Genomic DNA, 25651 nt, shown 5'->3' with positions numbered 1-25651 from the left:
GCGGGTCAGCTACTCGCGAGTGACGCGAAGCACTTCTTCCAAAGAGGTGATGCCGGCGTTGATCAAGCGCTCGCCGTCCTCGCGCATGGAGCGCAGGCCGTTGGCCTCGGCGGCGGCCTGCAGCTGGCTCTCCGGCGCTCGGTTGTGGATGAGGCTGCGCACGGCTTCGTCGGCCACCATCAGCTCATACACGCCTGTGCGGCCCTTGTAGCCCGTGTGGCCGCAGGCATCGCAACCGACGGGGTGCCAGCGGCCATGGTCGTCCTGGCGCTTGCAGACGGGGCACAGGCGCCGCACCAGGCGCTGGGCCAGCACGCCGAGCAGCGAGCTGCTCAGCAGGAAGGGCTCGACACCCATGTCGGTCAGGCGTGTGACGGCGCTGGGCGCGTCGTTCGTGTGCAGCGTGGCCAGCACCAAGTGGCCGGTCAGCGAGGCCTGGATGGCAATCTGCGCGGTCTCGTAATCGCGGATTTCGCCGATCATGATGACGTCCGGGTCCTGGCGCAGGATGGCGCGCAGGGCCTTGGCGAAGGTCAGGTCGATCTTGCTGTTGACCTGGGTCTGGCCGATGCCGGGCAGCTCGTACTCGATCGGGTCCTCGACGGTCAGCACATTGGTCGTGCTGGTGTCGACGGTCTGCAGCGAGGCGTACAGCGAGGTCGTCTTGCCCGAGCCGGTCGGGCCGGTGACGAGGACGATGCCGTGGGGCTGTTGCACCAGCTTCTTGAAGGCGGTCAGCACGTTGCCGTCCATGCCCAGGCCTTCGAGCGTGAACTTGGATTCGCTCTTGTCCAGCAGGCGCAGCACCGCGCGTTCGCCGTGCGCCGATGGCAAGGTGGACACGCGCACGTCGATGGCGCGGCCGCCGATGCGCAGCGAGATGCGGCCGTCCTGCGGCAGGCGCTTCTCGGCGATGTCGAGCTCGGCCATGATCTTCAGCCGCGAGATCAGCGCGGCGTGCAGACCACGGTTGGGCTGCACCACTTCGCGCAGCGTGCCGTCGACGCGAAAGCGCACCGACGAGGCGCGCTCATAGGGTTCGATGTGGATGTCGCTCGCGCCGTCCTTGGCCGCCTGGGTCAGCAGGGCGTTCAGCATGCGGATGATGGGCGCGTCGTTGGCCGCTTCGAGCAGGTCTTCCACGGCCGGCAGGTCCTGCATCATGCGCGACAGGTCCACCGCGCTCTCGACCTCGCCGACGACGACGGCTGCGCTCGATTCACTGCCGGCATAGGCGGCGTTGATGCGCTCGGCCAGCGACGTGACGGCTTCGGATTCGAGCCGGTCCACCGCGTACTGGCGCTGCACCTCGGACAGCGTGGCCCAGCCGACCTCGGGCGGCGCCCACAGCGTCAGCGTGCTGCCGTCGTCCTCCAGCAGCACGGTGTTGGCCTTGGCGAAGGCGTAGGGCAGGGGGTGGCGGGTGGCGGCCATGGATCGATCGCTTACTGTGGCGATTGCTGCGGCGATTGCTGCTGCTGTGGCGGCGGCTGCAGCGACGGTTGCGGCAGCGCCTTGTTCGGCGGCGAAGTCTTGGGCTCGGGCAGCACCGGCGCGCCGGTGTCCGGCAGCACGAGGCTCTTCTGCGGCTGGCTGAGCTGCTGCACGCCGCGGATGCTTTCGTAGCGGTCCAGCGTCAGCTGGTTGGCGCTGTCGGCGTTGCGCATGACGACGGGGCGCAGGAAGACCATCAGGTTGGTCTTCACGCGCTTGCGGCTCTTGCTGCTGAAGAGGTTGCCGATCAGTGGGATCTTGGACAGCCCGGGCACGCCGTCGTCGCCGTCGGTGTACTCATCCTTCAGCAGACCGCCGAGCACGATGATGTCGCCGTCATCGACGACGACGCTGGTCTCGATGGCGCTCTTGTCCAGCGTCGGGCCGGTGGTGCTGTTGGAGCCGGGCACCACGGAGGAATTCTCCTGGTAGACCACCATGCGCACGGTGCCGCCTTCGCCGATCTGGCTCTTAATCTTCAGCGTCAGGCCCACGTCCTTGCGGTCCACGGTCGTGAACGGGTTGACGGTGCCACCGGTCGTCGTGCCGCTGGCGTAGGAGCCCGTCACGAAGGGCACGTTCTGGCCGATGACGATGCGCGCTTCCTCGTTGTCCAGCGCCACGAGGTTGGGCGTGGACAGCACGTTGGCGCCGCTCTGGCTTTCGAAGAAATTGGCCACGGCGCCGAGGGTGTAGAAGTCGCCGACCTTTTTCAGAACGCCGATGTTCAGGCCGGTGGGCGCCGAGCCTGAACTCAGCGCCGGACCCACGGTGGAGCGGCCACCGGCGACGGCCACCGTGCCGTTGATGATGTTGGCCAGGCCCGAGCCGAAATTGGTGCCGGCGCCGGTGATGGTGCTGTCGCCCTTGTTGCCGAACAGGTTCTGCCACTGCACGCCGAACTGGGCCGCCTTGGTGTTGTCGATCTTGACGATCAGCGACTCGACGTAGATCTGGGCGCGGCGCGAATCGAGCTGCTCGATAACGGCGCGCACCTGCCGGTACAGCGGCTCGGCAGCCGTGATGATCAGTGAGTTGGTCGACGGGTCGGCCTGCACGAAGCCGCCGGTGGACGGGCCGGCTGACTGCGTCAGCGGCGTCGTCGCGGCGGTCGAGCTCATGCCGCCGGTGTTGCTGTTGGCGGCGTTGCCGCCGGTCAGCGAGGGCGAGGCGCCAGTCAGCGAGCCGCTGCCGCTGAGGCTGGACGTGCCCGAGGAACTGCCGCCACTGCTGCTGCCCGACGAGGCGGCGCCGAAGGCCGCACGCAGCACGGTGGCCAGCTTGGTGGCGTCGGCGTTCTTCAGGTAGACGACGCGGATGTTGTTGCCGCCCCCATCGCCGCTGGGCTGGTCGAGCTTGTCGACCATCGAGCGCACGGCGGCCAGGCGGGCCGGGTTGCTGGCGCGCAGGATGAGGCCGTTGGAGCGCGGGTCGACCAGCACGTTGACGGCGCTGCTGCTCTGGCCGGGCACGGCCCCGCCGACGGCCGCACCGCCATCGGCCAGGCGCTGCACCAGCGGTGCCAGGTCGGCGGCGACGGCGTTCTTCAGCGGCACGATCTCGATGTCGCTGGTGCCCGGCGTGTCCATCGCCGCGATGATCTTGGCGATGCGCTGCAGGTTGTCGGCGTAGTCGGTGATGATCAGGCTGTTATTGCCCGGGTTGGCATTGATGGTGTTGTTGGGGCTGATCAGCGGGCGCAGCACGGCGACGAGGTTGTTCGCGTTCTCGTGCTGGATGCGGAAGATCTGCGTCAGGATCTGGTCGCCACGCACTGCGCTGGTCTCGACGGCCACCGAGCCGGCCTGCAGCTTGGCGTCGGGCTCGGGCAGTACCTTCAAGAGGCCGGCCGTCTCGACGACGGTGAAGCCCAGGCCGCGCAGCGCTGCGAGGTAGTTGAGGTAAGCCTCGCGCACCGACACCGGCTGCTCGCTGTAGACCGTGATCGTGCCCTTGACGCGCGGGTCGATGATGATCTGGCGGTCCAGCATGACGCCGATGGCGCGGGTGACGGCCTCGATGTCGGCGTTGACGAAGTTCAGTGTGACCGGCGAGCTGGCGCGTACGGCGGGGCCTTTGCCCGAGCCTGGCCGGCCGCGCTGCACTGTGGCGCTGTCGGGCTGGGCGAACGCGCTGCCTGCGGACGTCAGCAGCACGGAGAGCGCGGTAGCCGAAGCGACGGCGGTGCGTTGGAAATTCATGATCATCCGATCGTCAGGACGGAGCGGGCCCCTTGGCGGCGCCCGATGATGTTCAGCAAATTGTTCAGCGCTTCCTCGCGGCCCGGCGCGGCGCCGGCCTCACCAGTGAAGCGGCTCTTACCACCGCTGTTCAGTGTGCCGACGCCCGAAAGCTGCAGTGCGCCCTCCAGCGTGGACAGGCGCAGCGTGCTGACGCCGGGATTGGCGGTGTCGGCCGTCACGGTGAAACGGTAGCTGCCCAGTGGCGCAACCGTGGACACGCGCGAGGACAGGTTGAGCAGGTCCAACTGCAGCTCGCCGAACTGGCGCCAGCGGCCCTGCACCGATTCGAGCCTCAGCTCGCGGGCCGACAGGCGCAGCGAGCCACCCAACTGCAGCGTGTTCCACGGCGTGCCCAGGCCCGCCAGCAGGCCGGCGGGCAGGCGGGCCAGCCAGTCGGTCTGGTTGTCGACGCTGATCTCCATGCGGCCCAGGCCCGGCTTGACGCCCAGCAGCAGGTCGCCGTTGATGCAGCAGTCCTGGCGCGCCGCGAGCTGCAGGCCCAGGCCTTTGACGGCCATGCGCCAGTACAGCCGGCCGGGCAGGGCCGAGGCATCACGGCTGCCGCTGCCGCCGGTCAGCACCAGCACGCCTGAGCCATTCCAGACGCTGCCGCGCGTGTCAACGATGAGCAGGTGGTCGTTGCTGGCCGAGGCCAGCGCGCGTGCCAGCCAGCTCGCCGGCGCAAAGACGATGAGCGCGGCGAGGATGCCGATCAGGGCGCCGCCCACGGCCCAGCGCCGGGGCGTGCGGTGGCGCACCGCACGGCCGCCATAGCTGCCGCTGCCCAGCACCGAGTCCGACATTTGCTGCGTCGTGTGGCCGCTGCGCTTCTTGAACAAGGCCATCAGGCGCCTCCCAGGCTCAGCACCAGCGTGCCGGCATAGCCCTTGGGGCCGCGCGTCAACTGAGCTTCGACGGGCCGGGCCCGCGCGGCCGAGCGCACCTCGCCCAGCCAGCCCTGCAGCAGCTCGGGTGCGACGCCGGTGAGCGTGACGACGGCGCGGTCGCCCGTCAGGTTCAGGCGGGCTGCGGCGCCCAGGTGTTCGACGGAGGCCTTCAATGCGGCCTGGGCCTGGTCGGGCGGCACCGGCGGCGCCGCGCGCAGCGCCTGGGCCTCCTGGGCCTGGGCCTGCATCTGCTGCAGTTGCAGCTCCAGCCGGTCCAGTTCGGTGGGCGCTGTCTTCAGCGTTCGCAGGGCCGGCGCGAGCAGCACGCTCCAGGCCAGCAGCAGGCCGAGCAGCAGGCCGATGGCACCCACGGCTAAGCGTTCGCGTTCGCCCAGGGCTTGCCAGTGCGCGAGCGCCTGGGCCTTGGCCTGGCCGAGTTGGGCGGAGAGGCCGTCGCCGGCGCTGGAATTGAAGCGGGCCATCAGGGGCGTCCTTGCGCGTTGGTGCGGCTGATGGTCAGCTTGCCCTCGCTGGCGTCCAGCTGCCAGCCTTCGCTGCGCAGCTGATTGCGGAAATTGTCGATCTGGGGCTGGGCCCAGCCCTGTGCCGACACCGTGAGGCGGCCGGGCTCGAAGGCCAGCGCATCAGTCGGCGGGCGGTCGGCCGGCCAGGCCATGGCAGCGGCCGCGAGCAGGGCTTCGAGGTCCTGCTCGCCGACGCTGCCGGCGCTGGCGCGCAGCAGGTCGAGCTGCTTTTGCATCTGCACCGGCGCGTCGAGGATGGCACGCACCTGCGGGAAAGCGCCGGTCAGCGTTGTCGTGACCGCCTCGCGTCGCGCCGCCACCTCGCGATGCTGGTGCCAGGCCCACAGGTTGAGGCCCAGCAGCTGAACGATGGCCAGGCCGGCGAGGCCGTAGCGCACCGGCTGCCAGGGCTTGCGCATCAGCCCGCGGCTGAGAAGGCGCAGGGCGCGCACGCCACGGGCGCGGGGCGCGAGGTCGAACTGGCGGAAATCCCAGGCGTTGTCGACGACGGCCAGCCCCCGCTGCGTCGGCGTCTGCACAGTGACCGTCGTGCCCAGCCAGCGCTCGGCCACTGTCGCCACAGCTGGCGTGGCCGTCCACTGCGCGGCATGCACTAGGCCAGGCGGGAAGAGCTGGCGCGCCAGGCCGCCTTCCAGCGGCAGGGTGGCGACGCCGTCGACATGGCTCCAGCGCAGGGCGACGCCGGCGCCATTGGCTTCAAAGAAATGGCCGCGCGGCAATTCGTCGGGCCAGGACAGCGGTGCGACGCGATCGATGAAGATATGGGCCGCTTCGAGCTGGGCCAGATGCTCGGCCAGCCAGGGGCGGGACGTGACGGCGATCCAGGCCGTGTCGCCGCCCAGGGCGTCGGGCTCGACCGCAAAGTGCAGGGTGTCGGGCTCGTCGAGCAGGGCCTCCTCAAGCTTGCCGGCGAGGGCAGCGCGCATCTGGCGGCCGGCGCGCGGCAGTTCGACGCGACGCCAGGCCACATCGGACTCGTTGACGACGGCGATGACGCTGTCCGCCGCCGGCAGGCCACCCGGCGCGGCACGGCCCTCGGCGGTGATCTGGCGGCCATCCGGCGTCAGTGCGTAGTCGTACTCGCGCACCGCGTTGGCGCGCGGCAGCTCGGCCGCGGCGGACGCGGCTTTGCCCAGGGCGCGCAGGCGCGTCCGTGGGGGCAGGAACAGCAGCAGGGTGCTCATTGGGAGATCAGGGGCGGCGCATTCTAGGAGGGGCGGCTGCCTTCCCGGCCCGGGCGCCAAGCCGCCGGTGAAAGTCTGTAGCCGGGTTCGAGTTCAAGGAATCACTGATCCAGCAGCTGGTTGATGCGCTCGCGGGCGAGGACGTCCATGCTCAGGTTGTTGCGAAAGATCAGCGAGCGCTGTTCGAGCTGACGCTCGTCAAGGCGCAGCCGGCCGGTGACGATGAAGTAGGACGAATCCACCGACGCCCGGTTGCCGCTGAGGTCGACAGCGGCGGGCAGGAAATTCTTGGCATCGTCGACGTTCTGTAGCGGCTGGGCCTTGCGGCCCTGCACCAGGCGCTCGGCCGAGGCGAGGTCGACGCCCTCGAACAGCGCTGCGATGACTTCGCGCGGCGCGGTGTTCAAGTTGACCGGCGTGGGCTTGGGCAGCAGCACCACATAGGGCTGCAGGCGCTTGAGGGTGTCGGCGTCCAGGCCCAGCCAGGCGAGCTGGTCCAGGCCGGCCGGCTGCAGGGGGCCGGACTCGCTGATGGCCGCATCGCTCGCAGGCGCGCCGGGCCCGCTGGCGGCGCTGGCCGGCGCCGGGAAAGCGCTCCGCAGGCCGGTGACGATGACGGCAGCCGCGCCGGGCGCCGCGTTGACCTGGCTGCACAGCCGCTCCAGCACGCGCTGCTCCAACTCCGGCACCTTTGCACCGCCGAGCAGTGCGCGCAGGTTGTAGCGGCTCTGCGCGTCCTCGATGGTGCCGGACAGGAAGGCCTCGGGGCCGTCGTCGTCGCTGGCCGCCGTTCGGTCGGCAGCCAGGAAGGTGGACAGCCGCGCCTCGGCCAGCGGCACGGCCCAGGGCTCGCCGAGGTGGTCGATCTTCTTCCGCTGCTGGCTGTTGCCTCGGGCGTCCTCTTTCAGGATCAGACGGGCCCAGTCCAGCGCGCCCTGCAGGATCCAGGCGCTCTGCGCGCGGGCGCGGTCGGCGGCTTCGATCTGCACTGCGCGGTACTGCTGCCAGACCATGCCGGCGGCGAGGCTGGCAATCAGCGTGACGATGATCATGGCCGTCAGCAAGGCGGCGCCGCTCTGACGAGTCTTCATCGAACGGTCACTTCCAGCTCGCGCGTCAGCGTGCCAGTCAGGCCGCTGCCCTCGGCGAACTGCATGGCCACGCGCAGGCCGGCGGGCGGCTGGGTCGGCGTCTTGGGGTTGACGGGGCCGGCGTTGTCGTTGCCGTTGCCGCCGGTGGACTGGCAGTTGCTCCAGGCATTGCCCCAGTAGCAATAGAACTGCCAGCCGGCCACGCCGTCGAATGCGCGTAGGGCCGGGTTGCGCTGGTCCAGTTGCTGCAGGCCGCGCTGGCGCTGGTCTTCGAGGTCCTGCACGGTACGCTGCGCCGGGCTTTCCCATCGCCATAGGCTGCCTTCGCGCAGGGTCCAGACGACGACCTGCAAACCGGTCGGCGCCTGGCGGGTCAGCACGAGGTTGCCGCCGTCGAAAGCGATGGGTTGCACGGTGCTGTGGCTGTCCTGCAAGGCGTGCAGGTCGACCTCCCACTGCGCCAGCACGGTCTGCAGCCGGGCGGTCTGGGCCAGGTGGGCCTGGGCGATCTCGCGGCTTCTCACGAGGGCGTCGATGCCGCGCCAAGCCATGGCCGCCATGGTCGCCATGACGACCAGGGCGACGAGCACCTCGACGAGGGTGAAGCCGCGCACCTTCATCAGAACTTGCCCATGATGGTGCTCAGGCTGAGCACGGGGCGGCCCTGGTCGTCGGTGACGTCGGCGTCGACGCGGCGGAACAGTGGGTTGGGCGTCGGGCTGACCCTGAGCTTGCCGCCATAGCTGCGGCCGAGCTGCTCGCAGCTGAAGGGCGATTCGCCGATGTCGGGAAACTGCTGGGTCAAGCGCAATTCGGTCAACAGGTTCTCGGCGCACCATTGGCCAGCGCTGACCTGGGCCAGGCGCTCGGCGTTGTTGGTCAATGCCCCGGCAGCCTTGATGCCGGCGCCCAGCGCAATGGCGACGATGACCAGGGCGACGAGGACCTCGATCAACGTGAAGCCGCGCTGGTCATGCACGGGATTCATTGCGGCGTGACGATGTCGAAGGCGGCCAGGCCGTCGGTGGCCAGCACGAGTTGCTGGCTGCCGAGCTGCAGGCGCAGGCGCTGGGCGGGGATGACGGGTTCGGGGCCGAGCCTCAGGCCAGGGTTGGTGGCGGTCGCGTTCTCGATCAGCACGGCCACCGGCTCGCCGAGCCAGCGCGTCGGCAGCTGGATGGTGCGGGGCAGGCCTTCGAAGCGGAAGTCGTCACCGGTCTTGATGCCCTTGGGGATCCAGCGCACGTCCAGGCCCGACGCGCGGCTCTCGGCGCGCGCCGTCTCCAGCAGTGCGGCCAGGCGCTGGGCTTCGCGCTGCAGCTGCAGCTCGGCGGGGTCGCGCAGCGCCAGCGTGATCGTGGCGCTGGTGATCGCGATCAGTGCGACGACGACCAGCAGCTCGATGAGCGTGAAGCCCCTGGACTTACTGCCAGGAACCGATGTCCGCGTCACGGCCCTCGCCGCCGGCGCGGCCGTCGGCGCCAAAGCTATAGATATCAACCTCGCCCTTCACGCCGGGATTGGCGTACTGGTAGGGGTGGCCCCAGGGGTCGTTGGGCAGCTTGTCGAGATAGGGCTTCCAGTTCGGCGGCGGGTTGCCGGCCGTGGGCTTGTGCACGAGGGCGTCCAGGCCCTGCTCTGAGCTCGGATAGCGCTGGTTGTCCAGCTTGTAGATCTTGAGCGCCTGCATCAGGTTGTTGACGTCGGTGCGGGCGGCGGTGACGCGAGCGTCTTCGGCGCGGTCCAGCACGTTGGGCACGACGAGGGCCGCGAGCACGCCGATGATGACGAGCACGACCAACAGTTCGATCAGCGTGAAGCCGCGGGCAACGGAGCCGGTGAGGGAGGAGCGACGCATGTCTGGGGGCGTGGAAGCGCTGAGCTGCGGTGAGCGGGCCATCATAATGGGCCATGCTTGCTCGAACGATGGCGTTTACGGTGTGGCTGCTGCTCGGCGGCTCGGTGGCTTACTGGAGCCTGCAACTGCTCGCACGGCCGCTGGCCATGCCGGCTTCGGTGCTGCCGGCCGGTGAGGGGCGCGGCGGCGCGGTCGACCTGAGCCGGCTGCTCGGCGTGACGGCGCCCGAGGCGGTGCCCGAGCCCGAGGTCGCGGTATCGACGCGGCTGCGCCTGCTGGGTGTCGTTGCGCCCAAGAACGCGAAGGCGGCCGAGGCCGGCGAGGGCGTCGCGCTGATCGAGGTGGACGGCGTGGCGCGCACGGTGCGCGTCGGCGCAGTGGTCGACGGCGAGTTGCGCCTGCTGCGCGTGGACGTGCGCAGCGCCAGCCTGGGCCGCATCGGCCAGGCGCCAAGCCAGGTCTTGCAGATCAGCCCGCCGGCCGCTGCGGCCACGGGCGCGCTGCCGCCGGCTGCGCCATCTCCGGTGGTGCTGGGCGGCAATCCGAATGGCAATCCCAATGCCGCGCCCAACGCACAGGGCCTGCCGCGGCGCGGCAATGCGCCGCCGCCCGTGCCGGCCACCTATGGCGCGGCGCCGGCAAATCAGGCCTCGCCGCCGACGCGCGAGGAGCAGCAGCGCTGACCTGGCGTTAGGCGCCCAGCGTCGGGACGTGGGCGCCGGGGTCGGGGCGGGCCGCGACGCGGGCTTCGGCGACCTCGTGCAGATCGGTCAGCAGAGCGGCGGCGGCGCGGATCATCGGCCAGGCCAGGGCCGCGCCGGTGCCGTCGGCGCTGTCCATGCCCAGTTCAAGCAAGGCGGAGGCATGGAACAGGGCCAGCGCTTCATCCAGGCCGCGGTGCACATGGCTGCGGCAGAACACCGCGTAGTCGGTCACCGGCGCGCAGATCAGCGACGCGAGCTTGAGGGCTGCGCAGGCGGCGATGCCGTCCACGATGATGAGGCTGCGCTTGCTGGCCGCGACGAGCATGGCGCCAACCATGACGGCGATCTCGTGGCCACCGAAGGCCGCGATGATGTCCATGGGGTCCTTGGCGTCGCGATGGCGGGCCAGGGCGCCTTGCAGCACGTCGAGCAGATGGACGAGATCGTCCTGGCGCATGGTCGGGCCAGAGACGATGAAGTCGCGCACCGGTTGGTCGGACAGCCGCGCCAGCACCAGGGCGGCGCATTCGGGCGAGCCCTGGCCCATGGAGGCGCAGGCCAGCACATTGCCGGGCAGGTTGTCGGCGATCTCCATGCCGACGCGCACGCCGGCGTGGGCCTGCTCGACGCTCATCGCATGCGCGGTGCGCGCGTTGCGCGTGCCATGGGCGACCTTGCGCGCCAGCAGCCGGGCGTGAGGGGGCAGGTTCTCGGCGACGCCGCAGTCGACGACGGTCAGGTGCAGGCCCTGCAGCCGGGCAAAGACTGACACCGGCAACTGGGCATGCAGGGCCATCTGCACCTGGTCCCTGGTGGCACGGCCCCATTGGGCGCCGACGCCGTCGACGACGATGCCGTGATCGGAAGCGAAAAGACCGAGCACCGGGTCGCGAAAGCGCGGCGTCAGGCTGTTCTGCACGAGCCCGAGGCGGACGGCCAGTGGTTCCAGTTCGCCGAGGCCGCCAGCGATGGCCGAGCGTCGATCGACGCGGTCACGCAGGGCTTTTTCCAGCTCGGGATTGGCGGTGGGGGAGATCAGCGACTGTTGGGCAACGGTCATGGCGCAGGCGTTGTCAGACCCCGCATTTCAACTCAACCGAGGAACAAGCGATAGACCGGATTGGAGGTTTCGTCTTCGAAGGGGTAGTTCAAGCCGTTGAGGAACTCTCGCAAAGCCGCCGCATCGCCCCTGGGAACCTGGATGCCGACAAGGATGCGGCCGTAATCCGCACCCTGGTTGCGGTAGTGGAAAAGGCTGATGTTCCAGTCGGGGTGCATGCTGGACAGGAAGCGCATCAGTGCGCCCGGCCGTTCTGGAAAGACGAAGCGATAGAGGCGCTCGTCGCGCGCCAGTTCGCTGCGCCCACCCACCATGTGGCGGATGTGCTGCTTCGCGAGCTCGTCGTTGGTCAGGTCCAGCGTCTCGAAGCCGGCCTTGCTGAAGGTGCGGGCCAGCTTGGCAGCGTCGTCGGGCTTGGAGATGGCGATACCGACGAAGATATGGGCGACGTCCGCGCCGGCGATGCGGTAGTTGAACTCGGTGACGCTGCGCGGGCCGAGCAACTCGCAGAAGCGCTTGAAGCTGCCGCGCGCCTCGGGGATGGTGACGGCAAACAACGCCTCGCGGTGCTCGCCGACCTCGGCCCGCTCGGCGACGAAGCGCAGGCGGTCGAAGTTCATGTTGGCGCCGCAGGTGATGGCGACCAGCGTTTCGCCCTTGGCGCCAGTCGTCGCGGCGTATTGCTTGACGGCGGCGACGCTCATCGCCCCTGAGGGCTCAAGAATGGAACGCGTGTCCTCGAAGACATCCTTGATGGCCGCGCAAACGGCGTCGGTGTCGACGACGATGTAGTCGTCAACCAGCTCGCGAGCGATGCGGAAGGTTTCCTCGCCCACCAGCTTGACGGCGGTACCGTCGGCGAACAGGCCGACGTCACTGAGCGTCACGCGCTTGCCGGCCTTCACCGAGCGCAGCATGGCGTCAGAGTCGGTGGTCTGTACGCCGATGATCTTGATCTCCGGACGCAGCGCTTTGACGTAGGCAGCAACGCCGGAGATGAGGCCGCCGCCGCCGATGGCGACGAAGATCGCGTCGATGGGGCCGGGATGCTGGCGCAGCAGCTCCATGGCGATGGTGCCCTGGCCGGCGATGACGTCGGGGTCGTCAAAGGGGTGGACGAAGGTCAGGCCTTGCGCGCTCTCCAGTTCCTTGGCGTGACCATAGGCGTCGGTGAAGCTCTCGCCGAACAGCACGACTTCGCCGCCGTGGCCGCGCACTGCCTCGACCTTGACCTGGGGCGTGGTCACCGGCATCACGATGACGGCGCGGCAGCCGAGCTTTTTCGCCGACAGCGCCACGCCCTGGGCGTGGTTGCCTGCCGAAGCGCAGATGACGCCGGCCGCGCGTTGTTCGGCCGACAGATGCGCCATCTTGTTATAGGCACCGCGCAGCTTGAAGCTGAAGACGTCCTGCTCGTCCTCGCGCTTGAGCCAGACCTTGTTGGACAGACGCTTGGATAGCTTGGCGGCGGCGTGGAGATGGGTCTCGCGGGCGACTTCGTAGACCCGGGCGTTCAGGATTCGCTGCAGATAGCTGCTGCCGGGCGGCAGCATCGCGGGCACCTGAGATGACGTGCTGGACGGCGCCTTGGCGGGGGGCTGGCGTCGGCGCGAGGGAGAGGTCCCTGCGGCACCCTTCGCGCTGCGCGCTGTCCCGCCGGGCGGGAGTTGAGCCCCTACGGGCGGCCGGGCGGGGCTCATCGTCTCTCCATGATGTCTTGTTGCGGCGCCGCATGATAGGGGAGACCCTCATGGGGCGCCGCTTGCCTGCCTTCGGCGAAAAAAAACCCGAGCTTTTGCAAGCTCGGGTTGAATCCACCATGGAGGCGGTGGAGGAGACAATCGGTGCGAAAACGTTTTCGCTTGAGTGGCAGTTTAGCGCCGAGTTATGCTGCGCTGCAATATTTTTCGTGAACGAATTGGAGCTTTGACTCTAGATGACCATGGAATGCACCGTCAGTTGGCTGGGTCCTGAGGGCCCGAGTGGCATGAGCTTCGTGGCCGAGACCGGCAGCGGTCATGTGCTGAGCATGGACGGCGCGCCGGACGGTGGCGGGCGCAACCTGGCGCCGCGGCCCATGGAAACCGTGCTGGCGGGTACGGGCGGCTGCACGGCCTATGACGTGGTGCTCATCCTCAAACGCGGCCGCCATGATGTGCGTGGCTGCAAGGTGACGCTGAAGGCCGAGCGCGCCACCAGCGATCCCAAGGTCTTCACAGCCATCCACTTTCACTTCATCGTCAGCGGCAAGGGGCTGAAGCCTGAGATCGTCGAGCGCGCAGTGGCGCTGTCGCACGAGAAATACTGTTCGGCGACAGCCATGCTGGCCAAGACCTCGGCCATCAGTACCTCTTTCGAGGTCACTGAAGTTTGAGCCAGGTCTGATCAGATGTGGTGAGCCACGGTCGTCATGACCTTGGCTGCCGCGCGCATCAGCTCCGCAATGGGCGCGGGCAATGGCCGCGCGCCGGCGGCAACGGCCGCGTCGGCATGCTCGGCTTCCTCGCGCCGCATTTGGTCGACGATGGCGCGGGATGGCGCGTCGGCCTCAGGCAGGCGTTGAAGATGCGAGGCCAAGTGGGCTTCGACCTGGCGCTCCGTTTCGACGACGAAGCCAAGGCTCCATTGATCGCCGGCCAGCCCAGCCAGGCTGCCCCAGGCGAAGGCACCGGCCCACCAGAGCGGCGCGAGGTGGCTGGTATGGCCATCCAGTTCGGCGATCCGGTCGGCCGTCCAGGCGAGGTGATCCAGTTCTTCCTGGGCGGCTTGTTCGAAGTGCCGCCGCAGCTGCTCGTTGCGGCTGAACAGCGCCTGTGACTGGTAAAGCGCCTGGGCGCAGATTTCACCGACGTGATTGACGCGCATCAGCGCTGCCGCGTGCTGCTGGTCTGCCGCATCCAACTCGACCGGCGACTGGGCCGCCGACGGCGACTGGCGGGTGGCGCGGGTGGGCACGAACACGGTGCGAAGCCCGGCGTCGAGCGCGCTGATCAACCTGTCCCGAAAGTCCAGATCACGACGATGTGAATTGCTTGCTCGAGGTTGCATTCAGTTAAGCAATGTTTCGATGAAGAAATGGTGAATCTGGGGCGGCGTTGTGGATCGGCAACGACAACACATAATTTCATATCCGTGAATTCCCCAGCATCTCAAACCTGTAGTGGAATACGCGCACTTCCTCATAGGAGGTAAGTCGCTGTGGCCTGTTCGCTCGGCGACTCGGATGAATACCTAGGAGTATCGAATGAAGAAAGCTCTGATTGCCTTGGCCGTCCTCGGTCTGACCGGCGGCGCTGCCGTCGCGCAATCGTCCGTCACTCTGTTTGGCGTCATTGATGCCGACCTGAAGTACGTCAAGACCGGCGGTCTCACGGTGAAGAAGTTGGACTCCAGCGGTCTGAACACCAGCCGTTTCGGCGTGCGTGGCACCGAAGATCTGGGCGGCGGCCTGAAGGCTGGCTTCTGGCTGGAATCCCAAGTCGATACCGACACCGGTGTCGCTGGTGGCGGTAGCGCCTTCTGGGGTCGCCGCGCCACGGTCAGCCTGAGCGGCGACTTCGGTGAAGTGCGCCTCGGCCGCAACAAGACCGTCTCGCGCCTGCACGTCGAAGACTTCGACCCGTCCGCATTCACCGGCCTGGGCAGCGTCAGCGTGCTGTACAGCAACCTGGGCAGCGGCAACGGTACGTCTTTCGGCCGTGCTGACAACCTCGTCTCGTATTCCCTGCCGGCCAATCTCGGCGGCTTCTACGGCGGTGTGGACATCTCGGCTGGTGAAGGCGTGGACACGAACAAGGGCCAGTCCGTTCGTCTGGGCTATAAGCAGGGTCCCCTGCACGTGTCGGGCGCCTATGCCAGCACGTCCAACGCGGGTGACAGCAGCAAGTTCAAGCTGACCTCGATCGGTGCAGCCTACGACTTCGGCGTGATTCGCCCGTCCCTGTCCTACACGGAGTCCAAGTACCTGTCGCGCAAGCAGCAGATCCTGACGGCTGCCGTGACGGCACCGCTTGGCCAGGGTCAACTGTGGGCCTCATTCACGGACGCCAAGGCCAATGCTGGCGCCGAGACGGCCGTCGCGGGCTACACCGCCATCGGCGATGCGAAGCTGTTCGCGGCTGGCTACATCTACAACCTGTCCAAGCGTACCGCGCTGTACACGACGTTCTCGCAGCTGAAGAACAGTGGCGCTGCGCGCTTCGCCGTCGGCGGCGCTCCTGCAGCGACCTCCAACGGCCTGAAGTCCACCGGCTACGACGTCGGCGTTCGTCACAGCTTCTGATGTCGAGCGGCCTCTCGGCCGCAGCGAAATCAGCCAAGCCGCCTTCGGGCGGCTTTTCTTTTGTCCCATGCGGGACAGGGGAATTGCTGTGGGAAATCAACAACAGAGCTCGCGTTATGGCAGGGCGCATCACTGAGAATCAAAAAGTTCACTTTTCTTCGCAGGAGACAACCTTGATGAAAAAAGCCACTCTGGCAGTTGCCGCTCTGGCCGCTTGCACCTCTTCCGCTTGGGCCCAGTCCACCGTGACCCTGTACGGCATCGTGGACGCTGCCGCGCGTTACACCACCAACGTCAATCCTGGAGCTGCACCAAAGCAGTTGATCCCTGGCGGCATGTCGCAAAGCCGTCTGGGCGTGAATGTCGTGGAAGACATGGGCGGCGGTCTCAAGGCTCTGGTGAACATGGAGCATCGCCTCAGTTCGGATACCGGCGCTGCCGCCTCTACTTCCGATTTCTGGCGTCAAGCCTGGGTTGGCCTGCAGTCCAGTGACCTGGGCCAGATCCGCCTCGGCCGTCAATACAACATCCTGTTCGACGTCTACACGTCGACCTTCGCATCCTTCCGCTACTCGCCGTATATCGAGGCGTACAAGCCCGAAATCGGCATGTCCATGGCCGCGCGTCAGGACAACATGGTCAAGTACCTGGCCCAGTTTGGCAGCTTCTATGCCGAAGTCCAGGTGAGCGCCGGTGAAGGTCAATCGGGCGCTGCCGCGGCTTTCCCGAACAAGACCGTCGGCGGCTTGGTTCGCTACAACGATGGTAAGTTCGGCGCGGGCGCCGCATATCTGCAGGCGACCGAGCAGACCGGCAAGAAGATCAAGGCGACCGTCCTCGGCGGCTCGTACACGAATGGCCCGCTCTACCTGCATGCGTCGTGGGGCGAGAACAAGTTCGAAAACCCCTTCACGCTGTTGAGCCTGAGCAGCCCCGCAGCTTTCGCGGCCTCGACCGCCGCCGGCGGCCCGGCCAATATCGCCCTGGCGACGCGTACAGCCTATACCGGCGGTATCTTGGGCGCGAACATCTTCAATGGCGATGCGGCTGACATCAAGAAGCGCACCATGATCATGTTCGGCGCGACCTATCAGTTGACGCCTCAGCTGAACATCGGCGCGAATGCCTGGCTGACCGAACAAACGCACTACGGCACGGTCCAGAACCTGGGCCCGTTCAGTGCGGCCTTTGCAGCGGCGCCTGGCGGTTTCTCGACGAACGCCAACACCAAGTCCAAGGCTAACTTCTTCGCCGTCGTCCTCGACTACGCGTTCTCCAAGCGCACCGACGCCTACCTGGAAATGGACTACACCAAGCTCAAGGGCGAGGTGCTGTTCCTGAACGGCGCTGGCAAGCGTGGCGGCGCGATGGTCGGTCTGCGTCACCGCTTCTGATGCCGATGCGGGGCTTCGGCCTCGCGAGGCGTCTCGACGGGCCGCGAAAGCGGCCCGTTTTCATTGGCGGCTCAGGCTCGCGGAGCTAGGGCTTTCCCGGGAAGCCCCGGCCCCCGCACTTCGCCATGATCCCGCCTTCGCGCCGCGCAAAGACGCGCTCGCTTCAAAGTCTTCATGCTGGTCTTCATCCTTCGCCGCCTTGTCCAGGCTCTCGTCGTCATGCTGACGGTCGCCTTCATCGCCTTCATGCTGTTTCAGTACGTGGGCGACCCGGTCACGAATCTGCTGGGCCAGGATGCGACCGAGGAGCAGCGCATCGCCTTGCGCAAGGATCTGGGCCTGGATCAGCCCTTTCCCGTGCAATTCGCGCGCTTCGCGGTCAACGCGGCCCAGGGCGAATTCGGCATCAGCCTGCGCCAGGGCCGCAAGGTTTCAAGCCTCATCGTCGAGCGCTTCCCGGCGACGCTGGAGCTCGCTCTCGTCGCCGGCCTGATTGCGCTCGGCCTGGGCATCCCGCTGGGCGTCTATGCGGCGCTGCGCCGCGGCAAGGCAAGCGCGCAACTGCTGATGACGGGCACGCTGTTCGGTGTCAGCCTGCCCAATTTCGTCATCGGCATCGTGCTGATCTGGATCTTCGCGGTCGAACTCAAATGGCTGCCGAGCTTCGGCCGCGGCGAAGTCGTTGCCCTGGGAGCGTGGACCTCGGGCCTGCTGACGCGCGACGGCCTGCTGCACCTCGTCTTGCCGGCCTTCACGCTGTCGGCCTTCCAACTGACGCTGATCATGCGGCTCGTGCGCGCCGAGATGCTGGAGGTGCTGCGCACCGACTACATCCGCTTTGCCCGCGCCCGCGGCCTGACGGACCGCAGCGTCTATTTCGGCCATGCATTGAAGAACACGCTGGTGCCCGTCATCACGATCACCGGCCTGCAACTCGGCTCATTGATTGCCTTTGCCATCATCACCGAGCAGGTCTTCCAGTGGCCCGGCATGGGCCTGCTCTTCATCCAGGCCGTGCAGTTCGCCGACATCCCCGTGATGGCCGCCTATCTCTGCCTGATCTCGCTGATCTTCGTCGTCATCAATCTGGGCGTTGACCTCCTCTATTTCGCCGTCGATCCGCGCCTGCGCGTTGAGGGCAAAGCACATTGACCATGGCAGTCGACGCCAATCCCAACTCCACCCCGTCGGCATCCGCGCTGCGCGGCTTCTTCGACGGCGACGTCTGGCATTCCTTTCGGAACTCGCCGGTCGCGATGCTGGCCGCCGCCATTGCGCTGGTCTGCCTTGTCTGCGCGCTGTTTGCGGAGCTTGTGGCGCCGCACAACCCTTTCGACCTGGCGACGCTGGAACTGATGGACTCGCTCAAGCCGCCGGCCTGGGTCGATGGCGGCGAAGCCAGGTACCGGCTCGGCACGGACGGCCAGGGCCGCGACATTCTGTCCGCGCTGATGTACGGCGCGCGCATCTCGCTGCTCGTCGGCATCGCCTCGGTGCTGCTGTCCATCCTGATCGGCGTCAGCCTGGGCCTGCTGGCGGGCTTCGTTGGCGGCCGCACGGACGCCTTCATCATGCGCATCTGCGATGTGATGCTGTCCTTCCCGTCCATCCTCGTCGCGCTGATGATCAGCGGCGTCGGCCGCAGCCTCTTCCCGCACGCTCCCGACATGCTGGCCTTCGTCGTCCTCGTGCTGGCGATTGCGCTGACGGGCTGGGTGCAGTACGCACGCACCGTGCGCGGCTCGACGCTGGTGGAGCGCAACAAGGAGTACGTGCAGGCCGCTCGCGTCATCGGCGTCGGCTCGCTGCGCATCATGCGTCGCCATGTGCTGCCCAATGTGCTCGGGCCGGTGCTGGTGTTGGCCACCATCCAGATCGCGTCGGCCATCATTACCGAGGCGACCCTGTCCTTTCTCGGCGTCGGCGTGCCGGCGACCAGCCCGTCCCTGGGTACGCTGATCCGCAATGGCAATGACTACCTGTTCTCGGGCGAATGGTGGATCACCGCCTGGCCCAGCCTGACGCTGGTGCTGATCACGCTCAGTGTGAACCTGCTGGGCGACTGGCTGCGTGACGCGCTCAACCCCCGTCTGCGATGACTGTCCCTTTGCTTGAAGTCAGCCACCTGCGGGTGGAGTTCCCGACCCGCCGCGGCACGTTGTTGGCGCTGGACGACATCTCTTTCTCGATCGCTCCCGGTGAGATCCTTGGCGTCGTCGGCGAATCCGGCGCCGGCAAGTCGCTGACCGGTGCGGCCATCATTGGCCTGCTGGACCCGCCGGGCCGCATCGCCGCCGGCGAGATCAGGCTCGCGGGCCGGCGCATCGACAACCTGCCTTACGAGCAGATGCGCCGTATCCGCGGCAAGGAGATCGGCGCTGTCTTCCAGGATCCGCTGACGTCGCTGAATCCGCTCTACACAGTTGGCCGGCAACTCACCGAGACGATCACGACCCACCTTGATTTGAGCGCCGCCCAGGCCCGGGCCCGGGCCGTCGAACTGCTGGCGTCCACCGGCATTCCGGCGCCCGAGGCTCGGGTCGATCACTTCCCGCACCAGTTTTCCGGCGGCATGCGCCAGCGTGTCGTCATCGCGCTGGCCCTGGCGGCCAACCCCAAGCTCATCGTCGCCGACGAGCCGACCACGGCGCTGGACGTCTCAATCCAGGCGCAGATCATTGCGCTGCTGAGGAAGGTCTGCCGCGAGCAGGGCGCGGCCGTCATGCTGGTCACTCACGACATGGGCGTCATCGCCGAAACCTGCGACCGCGTCGCCGTCATGTACGCCGGCCGCATCGCCGAGATCGGCCCGGTGGCCGACGTCATCCACCACCCGGCCCACCCCTATACCGTCGGGCTGATGGGGTCCATCCCGGCGATGGACGAGGATCGCGAACGCCTGCTGCAGATCGATGGCTCGATGCCGCGCCTCACTGCGATCCCACCGGGATGCGCCTTCAACCCGCGCTGCCCTCGCGTTGTCGAGCGTTGCCGTGCCGAGCGGCCCGAACTGGTCCAGGTTGGCGCGACGACTGCGGCATGCTGGCGGCCTGTCACCGTGGAGGTGCCGCGATGAGCACGCCCCTCGTCGAGGTACGGGACCTTGCCAAGATCTTTGACGTTTCACCCCCCTGGCTGAACCGCGTCGTCGAGCGCAAGCCCAGGGCTTTTGTGCATGCGGTGGACGGCGTGTCCTTCAGCATCGAGCGCGGCAAGACGCTGGCTCTCGTCGGCGAGAGTGGCTGCGGCAAGAGCACGGTCGCACGCCTGCTGGTTGGGCTGTACGCGACGACGCGCGGCGCGGTCAGCTTCGACGGCGAGGACATCGCCAAGACGCTGGCCGGTGCCGGCGCCCTGAAGCTGCGCCGGCGCATGCAGATGATCTTCCAGGATCCCTATGCGTCGTTGAACCCGCGCTGGAAGGTGCTGGATATCGTCGCCGAGCCACTGCGCGAGCACGGCCTGATCCCAAGCGACGCGGAGGCCAGGCAGCGCGTCGGTGAGCTGCTCAGCTCGGTCGGCTTGAATCCGGCCGATGCCGAGAAATTCCCGCACCAGTTCTCCGGCGGCCAGCGTCAGCGCATCTCCATCGCCCGTGCGCTCGCGACGCAACCCGAATTCCTTGTCTGCGATGAGCCGACGTCGGCGCTGGACGTGTCCGTGCAGGCTCAGGTCCTCAACATCATGAAGGATCTTCAGCGCGAACGCGGCCTGACCTACCTCTTCATCTCGCACAACCTGGCTGTGGTTCGCCATGTGGCCGACCAGGTCGGCGTCATGTACCTCGGCCGCCTGGTCGAAGTGGCCGACAAGGCCGAGCTGTTCGCGCGGCCGCGCCATCCCTACACGCGCATGCTGCTGGACGCGATTCCCGACATCCACATGACTGGCCGCGCCCGCACGCCGGTGCAGGGCGAGGTGCCCAACCCGCTGAATCCGCCGAGCGGCTGCAGTTTCCACCCACGCTGCCCGCTGGCCAATGTGCGCTGCAAGGCCGAGCGGCCGGCGCTGCTGGAGATCAAGGGCGTGCGCGTGGCCTGCCACGCGGTGGAAGAAGGCCGGGACTAGCGCGCAGGGCCAGACGCCGGAGCAGAGGCCGCGCCGGCCGGCTTGGGCAGGGTCAGCGGCCCCTTCTGCCCACAACCCATGAGGGCGGTAAGGGTGATCAGCAGGACACCTAAACTGGCGGCAGTCTTCTTCATCCGCCCAGTTTATGCCCCTGTCCGACGCCGATTACCACGCCAAGGCCCACGCCCTGCTCGCTCGCATCGAGGAGCAGATCGATGCCTGGCTCGAGGCCGACGTGGTGGACATCGACACCCATCGCACCGGTGGCCTGCTGGAGCTGAGCATGCCCGGAGGCAGCAAGATCGTGCTGAACACCCAGCCCCCGCTGCAGGAGATCTGGCTTGCGGCGCGCTCGGGCGGCTATCACTTCAAGTGGGACGGCTCGCAATGGGTGGACCGCGAAGACCAGGAATTCCTCGCGCGCCTGTCGCGCTGCGCAAGCGAGCAAGCCGGCCAGGCGCTGAAGTTCAGCGCCTGAGCCGCTATCTCTTGAAGAGGTCCAGGATGGACTTCTTTTCGTCCTCGGTCGCCGCGCCAGGTACCGCCGCGGGTTCGCTGGACAGTTCACGCACGCCGTTGCCGGTTGTGTATTCCTCGTAGAACCACTCGCCATTGACGTTGACGATGCCTTCCGGCGGCGTGATTTCGTCGACGGGCTTGTTCTTCAGCGCAAAGCCCATGTACTCGATCCAGACCGGCAGGCTCAAGCCTCCGCCCGTCTCGCGGTCGCCGAGCTTGCGCGGCTGGTCATAGCCAATCCAGACGATGGCGACGAGATCCTTCTGGTAGCCGGCGAACCAGGCATCCATCGAATCATTGGTCGTGCCGGTCTTGCCATAGATGTCGGGACGCTTCAGCGTCGCCTGGGCGCGGGCTGCGGTGCCGCTGCGCGTGACCTCCTGCAGCAGGCTGCTCATCAGGAAGGCGTTGCGTGGCTCGATGGCGCGGGTGTCGTCGGTCAGCGTGACGGGCAGGGCTTCGTAGAGCAACCGGCCCTTGTTGTCGGTGATCCTGGCGATGAGCTGCGGGCTGACGCGATAGCCGCCGTTGGCGAACACCGCATAGCCCTGGGCCATCTGCATGGGCGTCACCGAGCCGGCGCCCAGGGCCATGGTCAGATAGGCAGGGTGCTTCTCGGCCTCGAAGCCGAAGCGCGTGATCCAGTCCTGCGCGTAGCGCACGCCGATGGAGTGCAGCACGCGAATGGAGACCATGTTCTTGGATTTGGCCAGCGCCGTGCGCAGCGGCATCGGGCCTTCGAACTTGCCGTCGTAGTTCTTGGGCTCCCAGGGCTGGCTGCCGGTCGTGCCAGCGTCGAAGAACAGCGGCGCATCGTTGACGATGGTGGCCGGCGTGAAGCCCTTCTCCAGCGCCGCCGAGTAGATGAAGGGCTTGAAGCTCGAACCCGGTTGACGCCAGGCCTGGGTCACATGGTTGAACTTGTTCTTGTTGTAGTCGAAGCCGCCGACCATGGCGTGCACCTGGCCGGTCTTCGGGTCCAGGGACACGAAGGCGCCCTCGACCTCGGGCAGTTGGGTGACGGTCCACTCGCCGCCGTCCTTCTGCTTGGCGCCCTTGACGACGCGGATGACGGCGCCTCGGCGGATGCGGGTCTTGGGATTGCCCTTGTCGGACAGGCCGGAGGTGGCAGGCTTGAGACCTTCGCCGATGATGGCGATCACGTCGCCGCTTTGCAGCACCGCCGTCACCTTCTTGGGATCGGCCTCCAGCACGACGGCGGCAAGCAGCTCGTCATTGGCAGGGTGGTCGGCCAGCACCAGCGCGATGCGCGCGTCCAGTTCCTTGGCGTCGCTCGGCAGATCGGCATAGGCCTCGGGGCCGCGGTAGACCTGGCGCTTCTCGTAGTCGAGGATGCCACGGCGCAGCGCGCGGTAGGCCGTGTTCTGCTCGGCGCTGTTCAGCGTCAGATAGACGTTCAGCCCTCGCGAATAGGCTTCGTCGCCATACTGGCTGAAGATCAGCTGGCGCGCCGCCTCGGCGACGAACTCGGCATGCGATACCGACTCCTGCACCGGGCGGATGCGCAGCTTCTCGGCCTTGGCCTCATCACGCTGCTCCTCGGTGATGTAGCCCGTCTCATACATCCGCTCGATGATGTATTGCTGACGGATGTTCGCGCGGCGCGGGTTGTTGATGGGGTTGTAGGCCGACGGCGCCTTGGGCAGGCCGGCCAGCATCGCAGCCTCGGCGATGCTGAGCTTGTCCAACGTCTTGCCGAAGTAGATCTCGCTGGCTGCCGCGAAGCCATGCGCGCGGTGGCCCAGGAAGATCTGGTTCATGTAGATCTCGAGGATCTTTTCCTTGGACAGCGCCGACTCGATCTTCAGCGCCAGCAGAATCTCGTAGATCTTGCGCGTGAAGGTCTTTTCCGTGGAAAGGTAGAAGTTGCGCGCCACCTGCATCGTGATGGTCGATGCGCCCTGGCTGCGCGACTCGCCCACATTGGCCAGGCCCGCGCGGATGATGCCCAGGTAGTCGACGCCGCCATGCTGATAGAAGCGTGCGTCCTCGATAGCCAGCACGGCCTCCTGCATGACCTTGGGAATCTCGCGGATTGGCAGGTAGTTGCGGCGCTCCTCGCCAAACTCGCCCAGCAGCACACCGTCAGTGGACAGCACGCGCATGGGCAGCTTGGGTCGATAGTCCGTCAGACCACTGATGTCGGGCAGGTTGGGATAGGCCAGGGCCAGACCCAAGGCCAGCAGCAGGCACACGGCCGCGATGCCGCCTGCCACGACGCCCAGAGCCCACAAGGCCCAGCGACCGAGGCGGGAGCTCAGGCCGGAGAGGGGACGGGAGGTGGGTGTGCCGGCGGGCGAAGGACTGGGTGCAGCAGAGCGGGGCTTGTCGATCATGAGCCGGCGGGGCGCGCCCGCGGGCGCGTTGGGAGGAGGCGGCGGATTATAGGAAGCGCCGCCTCGGCATCCTTGTATACCCGCGCACGCATCAAACCGTGTGCCAAACGACCGCTTCACATGTGTTTTTCAGTAGCTTGCAAGTTGGTTGAATCGTGTATGTTTAGCAACGTGGCGTTACCAGCTCGCGCCGAATTTCCGTTCGGCGTCAACGGCTTTGCTGCTAGCATTCAAGTAACTTATTAATAGTCCGATACGTAACTCGCGTGTCGGGAACAAAGGGCATGGGAATACTTGACGCACTTTTGGGTCGCAAGCACCCCCCCCTGATTGGCCTGGATATCAGTTCATCCAGCGTCAAGCTGGTGGAGCTGAGCCAGACCAAGAGCGGTGAATTCGTGCTCGAGCGTTTTGCCAGCGAGCCCTTCGAGAAGGGCTGGATTGCTGACGGCCAGATCGAGAAGTTCGACGAGGTAGCCGACGCGGTCCGCCGTGTCGTTGCGCGCAGCGGCAGCAGGACCCGCGACGCCGCCCTGGCCATGCCGCAGTCGGCCGTCATCACCAAGAAGATCATGTTGCCCGCCGGCTTGCGCGAGGAAGAACTCGAATTGCAGGTCGAGGCCGAGGCCAACCAGTACATCCCGTTCTCGCTGGACGAGGTCAGCCTGGACTTCTGCGTCATCGGCCCCAGCCCCACGTCGGTGGGCGATGTCGAGGTGCTGATCGCCGCCTCGCGCAAGGATCGCGTGCAGGACCGCCAGGGCCTAGCTGAAGCGGCAGGCCTGCGTCCCGTGGTGCTGGACATTGAGTCCCACGCCTCGCGCATGGCCATGGGCCGCTTGATCGCTGCCCTGCCCAATGAAGGCAAGGATGCGCTCGTTGCGCTGTTCGAGATCGGCGCCGACACCACCAGCCTCAAGGTGCTGCGCGACGACGAGCTGCTTTACGACCGGGACCAGTCTTTTGGCGGATCCCAGCTGACACAGCTCATCTCAAGGCAGTACGGTTTCTCCTTCGAAGAGGCCGAGCAGAAGAAGCTCGCCAACGAACTGCCCGAGGATTACGAGAGCAGCGTGCTCAACCCCTTCGTCGACAGCCTGTCTCAGGAAATCGGTCGGGCGCTGCAGTATTTCTTCACCAGCACGCCGCATCACAAGGTGCACTACGTGATGCTGGCCGGCGGCACGGCCACTCTGCCCGGTCTGAAGGAGCGAGTGACGGACCTGACGGGCTTCGCCTGCATGGTGGTCAATCCCTTCGAGAACATGGCCATGGGCTCGGCCGTGCGCGAGCCCAAGCTGCGTCGTGAGGCGCCGTCCTATCTGACCGCCTGCGGCCTCGCGATGCGGAGGTTCTTCCAGTGATCCTGATCAACCTGCTGCCGTATCGCGAAGAGCGGCGCAAGCGGCGCAAGGCTGCCTTCTTCGCCGGCCTGGGCTTTGCTGGCCTGGTCGGCGCCGGCCTGGTGGTGGCGGCCTACTTGATGCTGCAGTTCCTGACTGCGGAGCAGCAGTCGCACAACCAGTACATCCAGAGCGAGATTGCGCGGCTGGAGGCCCAGATCAAGGACATCGCCGATCTGAAGGCCGAAATCGAGTCGCTGAAGGCACGCCAGCGTGCCGTCGAGGACCTGCAGACCGATCGCAACACGCCTGTGCAACTGCTCAATGATCTGGCCCGGCTCGCGCCCGAAGGCATCTATCTGACGGCCATCAAGCAGGACGCCAAGCTCGTCACCATCAGCGGCATTGCCCAGACGAACGAGCGCGTGTCCGAATTCCTGCGCAACGTGTCGCGCAGCTCGGAATGGCTGGAGAAGCCCGATCTCATCGAAGTCAAGCTGGCCAATGTCACGACCAACACGCGTGACCAGCGGCGCCTGCTGGACTTCTCGATGAAGGTCTCGATCAAGACCCCGCCGCGCGAGGCTGCGCCGGGTGCCGCAGCGCCGAAGAAGAGCTGATC

General features: G+C 67.0%; 27 protein-coding genes. 12 read left to right on the top strand and 15 right to left on the bottom strand.

All coding sequences use genetic code 11. The features are described from left to right. Window positions 1–9: 9 nt before the first annotated feature. The 10 genes from gspE to gspG all read right to left on the bottom strand — a co-directional run bounded on the left by gspE (window position 10) and on the right by gspG (window position 9302). The gene (gene gspE, locus ACXJKM_RS02705) at window positions 10–1434 is read right to left on the bottom strand and encodes a type II secretion system ATPase GspE (protein WP_457350061.1); all 1425 of its coding nucleotides are present in this window, start codon (window positions 1432–1434) and stop codon (window positions 10–12) included. 11 nt (window positions 1435–1445) lie between these two features. Next, window positions 1446–3695, bottom strand: coding sequence for a type II secretion system secretin GspD (gene gspD, locus ACXJKM_RS02700; RefSeq protein WP_457350059.1), 2250 nt, complete (start codon window positions 3693–3695; stop codon window positions 1446–1448). 2 nt (window positions 3696–3697) lie between these two features. Further along, entirely contained in the window at window positions 3698–4582 is an 885-nt protein-coding gene (gene gspN / locus ACXJKM_RS02695) for a type II secretion system protein N (protein WP_457350057.1), read from the bottom strand. Next, a complete protein-coding gene (gene gspM / locus ACXJKM_RS02690) occupies window positions 4582–5106 on the bottom strand; it encodes a type II secretion system protein GspM (RefSeq protein ID WP_056203222.1) in 525 nt (174 codons plus the stop codon). The genes gspN and gspM overlap by 1 nt, the downstream gene beginning before the upstream one ends. Then, window positions 5106–6353, bottom strand: coding sequence for a type II secretion system protein GspL (gene gspL / locus ACXJKM_RS02685; RefSeq protein WP_056203225.1), 1248 nt, complete (start codon window positions 6351–6353; stop codon window positions 5106–5108). The genes gspM and gspL overlap by 1 nt, the downstream gene beginning before the upstream one ends. A gap of 101 nt (window positions 6354–6454) precedes the next feature. Then, on the bottom strand, window positions 6455–7444 hold the full coding sequence (gene gspK / locus ACXJKM_RS02680) for a type II secretion system minor pseudopilin GspK (RefSeq protein WP_056203228.1): 990 nt from the start codon (window positions 7442–7444) through the stop codon (window positions 6455–6457). Next, the gene (locus ACXJKM_RS02675; protein ID WP_056203230.1) at window positions 7441–8064 is read right to left on the bottom strand and encodes a PulJ/GspJ family protein; all 624 of its coding nucleotides are present in this window, start codon (window positions 8062–8064) and stop codon (window positions 7441–7443) included. Before ACXJKM_RS02675 ends, gspK begins: the two co-directional genes overlap by 4 nt. After that, entirely contained in the window at window positions 8064–8432 is a 369-nt protein-coding gene (gene gspI, locus ACXJKM_RS02670; protein WP_056203235.1) for a type II secretion system minor pseudopilin GspI, read from the bottom strand. Before gspI ends, ACXJKM_RS02675 begins: the two co-directional genes overlap by 1 nt. Then, window positions 8429–8896, bottom strand: a complete 468-nt coding sequence (locus ACXJKM_RS02665) for a pilus assembly FimT family protein (protein ID WP_457350054.1) — start codon at window positions 8894–8896, stop codon at window positions 8429–8431. Before ACXJKM_RS02665 ends, gspI begins: the two co-directional genes overlap by 4 nt. Further along, a complete protein-coding gene (gene gspG / locus ACXJKM_RS02660; protein ID WP_457322910.1) occupies window positions 8868–9302 on the bottom strand; it encodes a type II secretion system major pseudopilin GspG in 435 nt (144 codons plus the stop codon). The genes ACXJKM_RS02665 and gspG overlap by 29 nt, the downstream gene beginning before the upstream one ends. Before the next feature lie 53 nt (window positions 9303–9355). Between gspG and ACXJKM_RS02655 the strand changes: the two genes are divergently transcribed. Further along, window positions 9356–9985, top strand: a complete 630-nt coding sequence (locus ACXJKM_RS02655; RefSeq protein WP_457350052.1) for a hypothetical protein — start codon at window positions 9356–9358, stop codon at window positions 9983–9985. 7 nt (window positions 9986–9992) lie between these two features. Here ACXJKM_RS02655 and ACXJKM_RS02650 read toward each other — a convergent pair whose 3' ends face one another. Then, window positions 9993–11066 (bottom strand): nicotinate-nucleotide--dimethylbenzimidazole phosphoribosyltransferase, encoded by a 1074-nt coding sequence (locus ACXJKM_RS02650; protein WP_457350050.1) that lies wholly within the window; start codon window positions 11064–11066, stop codon window positions 9993–9995. A 32-nt stretch (window positions 11067–11098) separates the two neighbouring features. Then, complete coding sequence (gene ilvA / locus ACXJKM_RS02645) at window positions 11099–12619, bottom strand: threonine ammonia-lyase, biosynthetic (protein WP_157282065.1); 1521 nt, start codon at window positions 12617–12619, stop codon at window positions 11099–11101. A gap of 197 nt (window positions 12620–12816) precedes the next feature. On the opposite strand from ilvA, the gene ACXJKM_RS02640 reads away from it, so the two are divergent. Both ACXJKM_RS02640 and ACXJKM_RS02635 read left to right on the top strand, forming a co-directional pair. Then, a complete protein-coding gene (locus ACXJKM_RS02640) occupies window positions 12817–12996 on the top strand; it encodes a hypothetical protein (protein ID WP_157282028.1) in 180 nt (59 codons plus the stop codon). Between the two features lie 12 nt (window positions 12997–13008). Beyond that, on the top strand, window positions 13009–13440 hold the full coding sequence (locus ACXJKM_RS02635; RefSeq protein WP_056203625.1) for an OsmC family protein: 432 nt from the start codon (window positions 13009–13011) through the stop codon (window positions 13438–13440). Between the two features lie 11 nt (window positions 13441–13451). On the opposite strand, the gene coq7 is transcribed toward ACXJKM_RS02635, so the two are convergent. Beyond that, on the bottom strand, window positions 13452–14114 hold the full coding sequence (gene coq7, locus ACXJKM_RS02630; protein WP_056203261.1) for a 2-polyprenyl-3-methyl-6-methoxy-1,4-benzoquinone monooxygenase: 663 nt from the start codon (window positions 14112–14114) through the stop codon (window positions 13452–13454). A gap of 196 nt (window positions 14115–14310) precedes the next feature. Between coq7 and ACXJKM_RS02625 the strand changes: the two genes are divergently transcribed. The 6 genes from ACXJKM_RS02625 to ACXJKM_RS02600 all read left to right on the top strand — a co-directional run bounded on the left by ACXJKM_RS02625 (window position 14311) and on the right by ACXJKM_RS02600 (window position 20810). Next, window positions 14311–15348, top strand: a complete 1038-nt coding sequence (locus ACXJKM_RS02625) for a porin (RefSeq protein ID WP_056203264.1) — start codon at window positions 14311–14313, stop codon at window positions 15346–15348. Between the two features lie 176 nt (window positions 15349–15524). Next, complete coding sequence (locus ACXJKM_RS02620; protein ID WP_457350408.1) at window positions 15525–16742, top strand: porin; 1218 nt, start codon at window positions 15525–15527, stop codon at window positions 16740–16742. A 174-nt stretch (window positions 16743–16916) separates the two neighbouring features. Continuing rightward, window positions 16917–17894 carry an ABC transporter permease gene (locus ACXJKM_RS02615; RefSeq protein ID WP_056203270.1) on the top strand — a complete coding sequence of 326 codons (978 nt, stop codon included), beginning with the start codon at window positions 16917–16919 and terminating at the stop codon, window positions 17892–17894. 2 nt (window positions 17895–17896) lie between these two features. Beyond that, window positions 17897–18841: an ABC transporter permease gene (locus ACXJKM_RS02610; protein WP_056203273.1), complete on the top strand. Its 945-nt coding sequence runs from the start codon at window positions 17897–17899 to the stop codon at window positions 18839–18841. Continuing rightward, window positions 18838–19818 (top strand): ABC transporter ATP-binding protein, encoded by a 981-nt coding sequence (locus ACXJKM_RS02605; RefSeq protein ID WP_056203276.1) that lies wholly within the window; start codon window positions 18838–18840, stop codon window positions 19816–19818. The genes ACXJKM_RS02610 and ACXJKM_RS02605 overlap by 4 nt, the downstream gene beginning before the upstream one ends. Further along, on the top strand, window positions 19815–20810 hold the full coding sequence (locus ACXJKM_RS02600) for an ABC transporter ATP-binding protein (protein WP_457350046.1): 996 nt from the start codon (window positions 19815–19817) through the stop codon (window positions 20808–20810). Before ACXJKM_RS02605 ends, ACXJKM_RS02600 begins: the two co-directional genes overlap by 4 nt. Here the strand turns inward: ACXJKM_RS02600 and lptM are convergent. Further along, window positions 20807–20944 carry an LPS translocon maturation chaperone LptM gene (gene lptM / locus ACXJKM_RS02595; protein WP_082532972.1) on the bottom strand — a complete coding sequence of 46 codons (138 nt, stop codon included), beginning with the start codon at window positions 20942–20944 and terminating at the stop codon, window positions 20807–20809. The two genes, ACXJKM_RS02600 and lptM, sit on opposite strands and share 4 nt — an antisense overlap. 11 nt (window positions 20945–20955) lie before the next feature. Between lptM and cyaY the strand changes: the two genes are divergently transcribed. Continuing rightward, window positions 20956–21288, top strand: coding sequence for an iron donor protein CyaY (gene cyaY, locus ACXJKM_RS02590; RefSeq protein ID WP_457350044.1), 333 nt, complete (start codon window positions 20956–20958; stop codon window positions 21286–21288). A 4-nt stretch (window positions 21289–21292) separates the two neighbouring features. On the opposite strand, the gene ACXJKM_RS02585 is transcribed toward cyaY, so the two are convergent. After that, on the bottom strand, window positions 21293–23686 hold the full coding sequence (locus tag ACXJKM_RS02585) for a penicillin-binding protein 1A (RefSeq protein WP_082532974.1): 2394 nt from the start codon (window positions 23684–23686) through the stop codon (window positions 21293–21295). A gap of 284 nt (window positions 23687–23970) precedes the next feature. Here ACXJKM_RS02585 and ACXJKM_RS02580 point away from each other — a divergent pair, with 284 nt between their 5' ends. Together ACXJKM_RS02580 and ACXJKM_RS02575 are read left to right on the top strand one after the other, a co-directional pair. Next, window positions 23971–25050, top strand: a complete 1080-nt coding sequence (locus ACXJKM_RS02580) for a pilus assembly protein PilM (protein WP_056203284.1) — start codon at window positions 23971–23973, stop codon at window positions 25048–25050. Continuing rightward, window positions 25047–25649, top strand: coding sequence for a PilN domain-containing protein (locus tag ACXJKM_RS02575; protein WP_056203287.1), 603 nt, complete (start codon window positions 25047–25049; stop codon window positions 25647–25649). The genes ACXJKM_RS02580 and ACXJKM_RS02575 overlap by 4 nt, the downstream gene beginning before the upstream one ends. Window positions 25650–25651 lie beyond the last annotated feature (2 nt).

It is taken from the genome of Roseateles sp. P5_D6 (assembly GCF_054049415.1).
Note: the sequence above shows the minus strand (reverse complement) of the source record. Positions and strands in the feature narration are given on the sequence as shown.

What these genes read in the sequence shown, in the direction of transcription:
- gspK (WP_056203228.1), bottom strand. Translation starts at nt 7,444, where the DNA reads ATGAAGACTCGTCAGAGCGGCGCCGCCTTGCTGACGGCCATGATCATC.
- ACXJKM_RS02675 (WP_056203230.1), bottom strand. Translation starts at nt 8,064, where the DNA reads ATGAAGGTGCGCGGCTTCACCCTCGTCGAGGTGCTCGTCGCCCTGGTC.
- lptM (WP_082532972.1), bottom strand. Translation starts at nt 20,944, where the DNA reads ATGAAGAAGACTGCCGCCAGTTTAGGTGTCCTGCTGATCACCCTTACC.
- ACXJKM_RS02605 (WP_056203276.1), top strand. Translation starts at nt 18,838, where the DNA reads ATGACTGTCCCTTTGCTTGAAGTCAGCCACCTGCGGGTGGAGTTCCCG.
- ACXJKM_RS02640 (WP_157282028.1), top strand. Translation starts at nt 12,817, where the DNA reads ATGGGGCGCCGCTTGCCTGCCTTCGGCGAAAAAAAACCCGAGCTTTTG.
- ACXJKM_RS02650 (WP_457350050.1), bottom strand. Translation starts at nt 11,066, where the DNA reads ATGACCGTTGCCCAACAGTCGCTGATCTCCCCCACCGCCAATCCCGAG.
- gspL (WP_056203225.1), bottom strand. Translation starts at nt 6,353, where the DNA reads ATGAGCACCCTGCTGCTGTTCCTGCCCCCACGGACGCGCCTGCGCGCC.
- ACXJKM_RS02635 (WP_056203625.1), top strand. Translation starts at nt 13,009, where the DNA reads ATGGAATGCACCGTCAGTTGGCTGGGTCCTGAGGGCCCGAGTGGCATG.
- gspG (WP_457322910.1), bottom strand. Translation starts at nt 9,302, where the DNA reads ATGCGTCGCTCCTCCCTCACCGGCTCCGTTGCCCGCGGCTTCACGCTG.
- cyaY (WP_457350044.1), top strand. Translation starts at nt 20,956, where the DNA reads ATGCCCCTGTCCGACGCCGATTACCACGCCAAGGCCCACGCCCTGCTC.
- ilvA (WP_157282065.1), bottom strand. Translation starts at nt 12,619, where the DNA reads ATGCTGCCGCCCGGCAGCAGCTATCTGCAGCGAATCCTGAACGCCCGG.
- coq7 (WP_056203261.1), bottom strand. Translation starts at nt 14,114, where the DNA reads ATGCAACCTCGAGCAAGCAATTCACATCGTCGTGATCTGGACTTTCGG.
- gspD (WP_457350059.1), bottom strand. Translation starts at nt 3,695, where the DNA reads ATGAATTTCCAACGCACCGCCGTCGCTTCGGCTACCGCGCTCTCCGTG.
- gspM (WP_056203222.1), bottom strand. Translation starts at nt 5,106, where the DNA reads ATGGCCCGCTTCAATTCCAGCGCCGGCGACGGCCTCTCCGCCCAACTC.
- ACXJKM_RS02620 (WP_457350408.1), top strand. Translation starts at nt 15,525, where the DNA reads ATGAAAAAAGCCACTCTGGCAGTTGCCGCTCTGGCCGCTTGCACCTCT.
- gspE (WP_457350061.1), bottom strand. Translation starts at nt 1,434, where the DNA reads ATGGCCGCCACCCGCCACCCCCTGCCCTACGCCTTCGCCAAGGCCAAC.
- gspN (WP_457350057.1), bottom strand. Translation starts at nt 4,582, where the DNA reads ATGGCCTTGTTCAAGAAGCGCAGCGGCCACACGACGCAGCAAATGTCG.
- ACXJKM_RS02610 (WP_056203273.1), top strand. Translation starts at nt 17,897, where the DNA reads ATGGCAGTCGACGCCAATCCCAACTCCACCCCGTCGGCATCCGCGCTG.
- gspI (WP_056203235.1), bottom strand. Translation starts at nt 8,432, where the DNA reads ATGAATCCCGTGCATGACCAGCGCGGCTTCACGTTGATCGAGGTCCTC.
- ACXJKM_RS02600 (WP_457350046.1), top strand. Translation starts at nt 19,815, where the DNA reads ATGAGCACGCCCCTCGTCGAGGTACGGGACCTTGCCAAGATCTTTGAC.
- ACXJKM_RS02585 (WP_082532974.1), bottom strand. Translation starts at nt 23,686, where the DNA reads ATGATCGACAAGCCCCGCTCTGCTGCACCCAGTCCTTCGCCCGCCGGC.
- ACXJKM_RS02580 (WP_056203284.1), top strand. Translation starts at nt 23,971, where the DNA reads ATGGGAATACTTGACGCACTTTTGGGTCGCAAGCACCCCCCCCTGATT.
- ACXJKM_RS02625 (WP_056203264.1), top strand. Translation starts at nt 14,311, where the DNA reads ATGAAGAAAGCTCTGATTGCCTTGGCCGTCCTCGGTCTGACCGGCGGC.
- ACXJKM_RS02655 (WP_457350052.1), top strand. Translation starts at nt 9,356, where the DNA reads ATGCTTGCTCGAACGATGGCGTTTACGGTGTGGCTGCTGCTCGGCGGC.
- ACXJKM_RS02615 (WP_056203270.1), top strand. Translation starts at nt 16,917, where the DNA reads ATGCTGGTCTTCATCCTTCGCCGCCTTGTCCAGGCTCTCGTCGTCATG.